Raw genomic sequence first — 5268 nt, 5'->3', positions numbered from 1 at the left:
TTTTCATTTACAGCCATTATACCGTGCATAGCAGCGCTGAAACTCACTCCAAGGAGTTTATTTTTCTTGTCAGCATTTTCATTTACTACAGATTTAATAGTATTAATAACTGCCTGGAACATCTCCTCAGAATTTTGCTCACTCCATGATGGTTTAGGATTTAAAATAGGATAGCCTATATTAGATTTTGAGATTACATTACCTAGTAAATCAAATGCAATCGCTTTAGTGCTGGTTGTTCCAATATCTACTCCAATAAAATATTCCATAATATCCCCCCTAGGAATAAATTTTCTTTTTCTCGCTAAGTTTCTATGTAATTGCTAATTTACGAAAAATATTTTCTTATATTTAATTATAGCAGATTGTTTATTAATTTGAAATACACAAATCAACTATATAATGAAAAAGATTATGTTATAGTTTAAAAGCGGTATCTTCTTATAAAGATACCGCTTTTAACATTAAGACTGAATTATTTATTCTTTTCAATAACTGCTTGAACTTCATCTATAAGATCCTTGCCAATTGAAGCTTCAAATTCCTTATAAACTGGAGCGCATGCATCCTTGAATGCTTGCTTTTGTTCAGGAGTTAGTTCAGTAACTGTCATTCCTTCGTCGCGTAGTTTTCCAACATATTCTTCAGCCATTGCTCTGTTTGTCTCTCTCTGGTATAATTTTGACTCAGTTGCTGCTTCCTCGAATATTTTCTGATCTTCTGGTGTCATTGATTCAAATAACGCTTTGTTTATTAATAGTATATGTGGTCCATATACATGTCCAGTTAAAGTACAAAACTTCTGTACTTCATTGAATTTTGACAAGTATATTGTAGGAATAGGGTTTTCCTGCCCATCTATAGTTTTTTGTTGCATTGCTGTAAATAATTCACTAAATGGCATTGGAGTTGGGTTTGCTCCCATAGCTTTAAATGCTGCAAGATGAATCTTATTCTCCATTGTCCTTATTTTTAATCCCTTTAAGTCCTCAGGTGTCTTTATTTCACGCACACTGTTAGTTATGTTTCTGAATCCGTTTTCATAGTAAGCCAATAAATGCAAACCGTTATCTTCTAATTTCTGAGCAATTTTTTTACCTACAGGGCCGTCCAATACTGCATCTGCAGCTTTAGTATTAGGAAATAGGAATGGAAGGTCAAGTACATTTAAATCAGGATCAAGCCCAACAAGTGGTGAAGCAGAAGGAGCTGTCATCTCAAGATTACCCATTTTTACAGCCTCAGTTGCCTTTATGTCATCACCTAACTGTGCATTAGCGAAAACTTGTACATCATACCTACCATCAGTCTTTTCAGCTATTATTTTACCAAATTTTACGCTGGCTAAATATGATGGATGCTGTTCATTAACACCCATACTTATCTTAATAATTTTCGCATCTTTTACCTCTGATTTTACTGGTGCTTCTGTTTTAGTTGGTTCCACTGTCTTATTTGATGATAAACAACCAGTAAACAGTACCGGAACCACCACAAGTGCTACTACCATTGAAATTAATTTCTTACTCATAATCTTTCCCCCTTAAATTTTATATTATTATTTGAAAAGAGTTTCCTCTTATAAATAAACATATTATTTTACTAAATTCGGTATAAAAGTAATTAAACCAGGAACGTAAGTTATTAACAATAATACTGCCATCATTACCCCAACAAACCCGAGTATGGGTTTTGTAAGTTCTGCCATAGATAGCTTGGATAATCCACACCCAACGTAAAGAACTGTACCAACAGGTGGTGTTATAAGCCCTATACAGAGATTTACAACCATAACTACACCAAAGTATACAGGATCTAACCCATAGCTTAATGCTATTGGAAGAAGAATCGGACCTAATATAAGTAGTGCTGGGGTTAGATCCATTACACAACCAACTGCAAGAAGCAATACATTTATTAAGAGCATTACTATAGTTACATTGTTATTTGCAAGTGCTAGAATAGTATTTGCTAAAAGTTTAGGTATCTGCGCTGTGGTAATTAAATATCCTGCCGCTGTTGCTGTACCACATACGAGCATTACAACAGCAGTAGTTTTTCCTGCTGAAACCAACACATCTAACCAATGGTGTGGTTTAAACTCCTTGTACACGAAGGTGCTGATAACAAAAGAATATACTACAGCAATAACTGCTGCTTCCGTAGGAGTATAGATTCCAAATATAATGCCCCCTAATATGATTATCGGAAGAATCAAAGCCCAGAATGCTTCTTTTGCAGATTTTATAACGCTTTTTAATGATTCTTTTTTATTTGATTTATATTTATATTTTTTAGCATGGAAATACCATATGACCATAAGTCCAATACCTATTAATACTCCGGGTACTATGCCGCCCAAGAACAACTTTACAATAGATACTCCACCTATTACACCAAACAAAATCATAGGTATACTTGGAGGAATGATAGGACCTATGCAGCCTGCTGACACTACTAGAGCTGTAGATTTAATCTTGTCATATCCTTCCTTATCCATTATAGGAAGAAGTATAGAACCAATAGCAGAAGTATCTGCTACTGCTGATCCAGACACCCCTGCAAAGAGCATGCTGGCTACAACTGCTACATACCCAAGTCCTCCAGTTACATGCCCAACTAATGCGTTTGAGAAATAAACTATTCTCTTTGATATTCCACCAACATTCATTATTTCTCCAGCTAACATAAAGAAAGGAATTGCCATAAGTGGAAAACTATCTATACCTCTTACTATACTCTGAGATATTATCGCAGGTGCTACGCTACCTGATGAAAGCAACATAAGTACTACTGTAGTCATTATAAGACTGAATGCTATTGGAACTCCTAGAAATATGAATCCAAATAATGCTAATAGAAACGATAGTAACATGACATCTCCTCCTTTAAGATACTATTTTTTTGACATGGTAGTATAATTTCAGTAGAGTTTGTAATAACATTAATCCTCCACAAATTGGTACAACCAAATACACAATACCGTATGAGAAAGATATAGCAGGAGATAACCAATTCCAACTTTGCAGTGCAAGGTTTTTTCCTCCAGCAGTTATTAAATATATTGCATACATTACTATAAGGTCACATATAACTGCCACTACTTGTCCAATTTTTTTTGGAAGCTTTTTTTCCAATATATCGAGTTTTAGATGCTCATCATTTACATATGCTAAAACTGCACTTAAAAATACAACCCATATAAACATGAACCTTGTTACTTCTTCTGTCCAAGCAATTGCAAAATTTAAAAAGTACCTACTAATAACATTCGCAAATACTAAGATAACCATGCTTGTTAAAAATATTGCAACTGTATATTTTATTATTTTCTGTAACATAGCATATACTTTATCAATTATATTTATCTGTTCAGGTGCATTAGTTTTCGATTGCATATTTCCCCCACTCCCTTTCTTTCCATTTATAATTAAGCATTGTTACTTGACATGACTTCCTTTCAAGTCAATAAGTGTTAACGTTTTCACAAACATGCCACATTGAAATAAATTTTCTTTTTATTATATATTATGTTCATCGTAGCTGTTTTATGAAAAGTATTTTCTTTAAATTTATTATAGCACATTGGATAATAAATACAAGCACTATAATATTTCTATTTCATATACTCTAATAATTCTTTCGCTTTCAAATTAGTTTTAATAAAATCTATATCTTCTTTACTCATTTCACCCCAGATAATAAGCTTCTTACCTTTTGATTGTATCTTCTTAAATATAGGTATCATTTGCTCAACAGTTTAGTTAGCTAAGAATCCTCCATCTATGGGTATTATTGCTCCGTTAACATAATCTGAAGCACTAGAAGCAAGATATATTGCAGTTCCTACCAAGTCATCTGGAAGTCCCCACCTACCAGCAGGTATTCTTTCTAATAGTTTTAATCTATCAGGAGTGTCCTTTAATTTCTCAGTCATTTTAGTTGTTATAAAACCTGGTGCTAATGCATTTACATTTATTCCGAAACCACCCCACTCATTTGCAAGACTCTTAGTAAACTGACCAATGGCTCCCTTGCTTGCAGCATAAGCAGAAATATTTTTAACAGTAATAAATGTATTCATAGATGCTATGTTAATTATTTTCCCATAACCTCTTTTAATCATTATCTTGCCTGCCAACTGGCTCATTTGAAATACTTGAGTAAGGTTCAACTTAATTACGAAATCCCAATCCTCTTGAGAAAAATCAATTACAGGACATCTTTTTTGAACTCCAGCATTATTTACCAGTATATCAACATATCCACCTAATTTTTCAATTGCCTCATTAAATCCTTTTTCTAAACTTTCTTTATTTCCGAGGTCTGCCTTTATTCCATATGCCTTTGTACCATTTCCCTGTATTTCTTTTGCTACCTCATTAACATTATCTACTATGTCAATTATTACAACTTCGGCACCAGCATCGTGCATTCCTTCTATTATGCTACGTCCTAACCCAGCAGCACCGCCAGTTAGTATTACTTTTTTGCCTTCCAAACTAAATAAATTTTTCACTATATTGCTCCTTTTCAAATTTATTAAATAATAAACTAAATCTCATAAAAAATAACCATACCTCTCAAACAATGAGTTTTAAAACTCTAGCACTCAATAATTGAAAGTGATATTGAGTGCTAGAGAATGGATTTTTATATTATTCTTACTTATTATTCTTTCTAACTTCAACCTTTGATAATTTCTCATAAAACTTAACTATAGCACTGTGGTCACTTTGACCATGTCCATCAACTTTTAGAGCTTGTAGTATCTCCATTATTTGACTAGTTAATGGAAGTGGTACTCCAACACCATGCCCTGTCTCTATTGCATTTGCCAAATCCTTTATATGAAGGTCTATTTTAAATCCAGGCTTAAAATTGCCCTCTAAGATCATAGGTGCTTTTGCATCAAGCACTGTACTTCCTGCAAGTCCACCTCTGACTGCCTTATATATTATTTCTGGATCAACTCCTGCCTTTGTACCAAGGGTTAATGCTTCAGACATTGCTGCAATATTAAGTGCAACCATTATCTGGTTAGCAAGCTTTGTCATATTTCCTGCACCTATTTCACCGCATAGTACAACAGACCCCCCCATTATTGAAAGTAAATCGCTACACTTATCAAATACTTCTTTCTTTCCACCAACCATAATTGAGAGTGTTCCATCTATTGCCTTTGGTTCTCCACCACTAACTGGTGCATCTAGCATTTCCACTCCCTGTTTTGCTGCTTGCGCTGCCACTTCTTTAGATACAAGTGGT

The 5268-nt window shown here is 34.0% G+C and carries 7 protein-coding genes; all 7 read right to left on the bottom strand.

The window, feature by feature from the left end:
* Positions 1 to 269: FGGY family carbohydrate kinase (locus JJE11_RS14205; protein ID WP_291636761.1), on the bottom strand; the 269-nt coding region annotated here is incomplete at its 3' end.
* Positions 270 to 475: 206 nt separating this feature from the next.
* A complete protein-coding gene (locus JJE11_RS14200; RefSeq protein ID WP_291636759.1) occupies positions 476 to 1531 on the bottom strand; it encodes a TRAP transporter substrate-binding protein in 1056 nt (351 codons plus the stop codon).
* Positions 1532 to 1594: 63 nt separating this feature from the next.
* Positions 1595 to 2875: a TRAP transporter large permease gene (locus JJE11_RS14195; protein ID WP_291636757.1), complete on the bottom strand. Its 1281-nt coding sequence runs from the start codon at positions 2873 to 2875 to the stop codon at positions 1595 to 1597.
* Positions 2876 to 2888: 13 nt separating this feature from the next.
* Entirely contained in the window at positions 2889 to 3398 is a 510-nt protein-coding gene (locus JJE11_RS14190; RefSeq protein ID WP_291636755.1) for a TRAP transporter small permease, read from the bottom strand.
* Between the two features lie 218 nt (positions 3399 to 3616).
* The gene (locus JJE11_RS14185; RefSeq protein ID WP_291636752.1) at positions 3617 to 3748 is read right to left on the bottom strand and encodes a hypothetical protein; all 132 of its coding nucleotides are present in this window, start codon (positions 3746 to 3748) and stop codon (positions 3617 to 3619) included.
* A 12-nt stretch (positions 3749 to 3760) separates the two neighbouring features.
* Positions 3761 to 4519 (bottom strand): SDR family oxidoreductase, encoded by a 759-nt coding sequence (locus tag JJE11_RS14180; RefSeq protein WP_291636750.1) that lies wholly within the window; start codon positions 4517 to 4519, stop codon positions 3761 to 3763.
* Between the two features lie 145 nt (positions 4520 to 4664).
* Positions 4665 to 5268 (bottom strand): NAD-binding protein (locus tag JJE11_RS14175; protein WP_291636748.1); only part of this gene is annotated, 604 nt, incomplete at its 5' end.

It is taken from the genome of Clostridium sp., assembly GCF_016650095.1.
Taxonomy (GTDB): domain Bacteria; phylum Bacillota; class Clostridia; order Clostridiales; family Clostridiaceae; genus Clostridium_AD.
The sequence above is the reverse complement of the archived record's forward strand: the minus strand, read 5'-3'. Positions and strand labels throughout refer to the sequence as shown.

Excerpts from the sequence above, each read along its gene's own strand:
- JJE11_RS14200 (WP_291636759.1), bottom strand. The coding sequence starts at position 1,531 with ATGAGTAAGAAATTAATTTCAATGGTAGTAGCACTTGTGGTGGTTCCG.
- JJE11_RS14195 (WP_291636757.1), bottom strand. The coding sequence starts at position 2,875 with ATGTTACTATCGTTTCTATTAGCATTATTTGGATTCATATTTCTAGGA.
- JJE11_RS14190 (WP_291636755.1), bottom strand. The coding sequence starts at position 3,398 with ATGCAATCGAAAACTAATGCACCTGAACAGATAAATATAATTGATAAA.
- JJE11_RS14185 (WP_291636752.1), bottom strand. The coding sequence starts at position 3,748 with ATGATACCTATATTTAAGAAGATACAATCAAAAGGTAAGAAGCTTATT.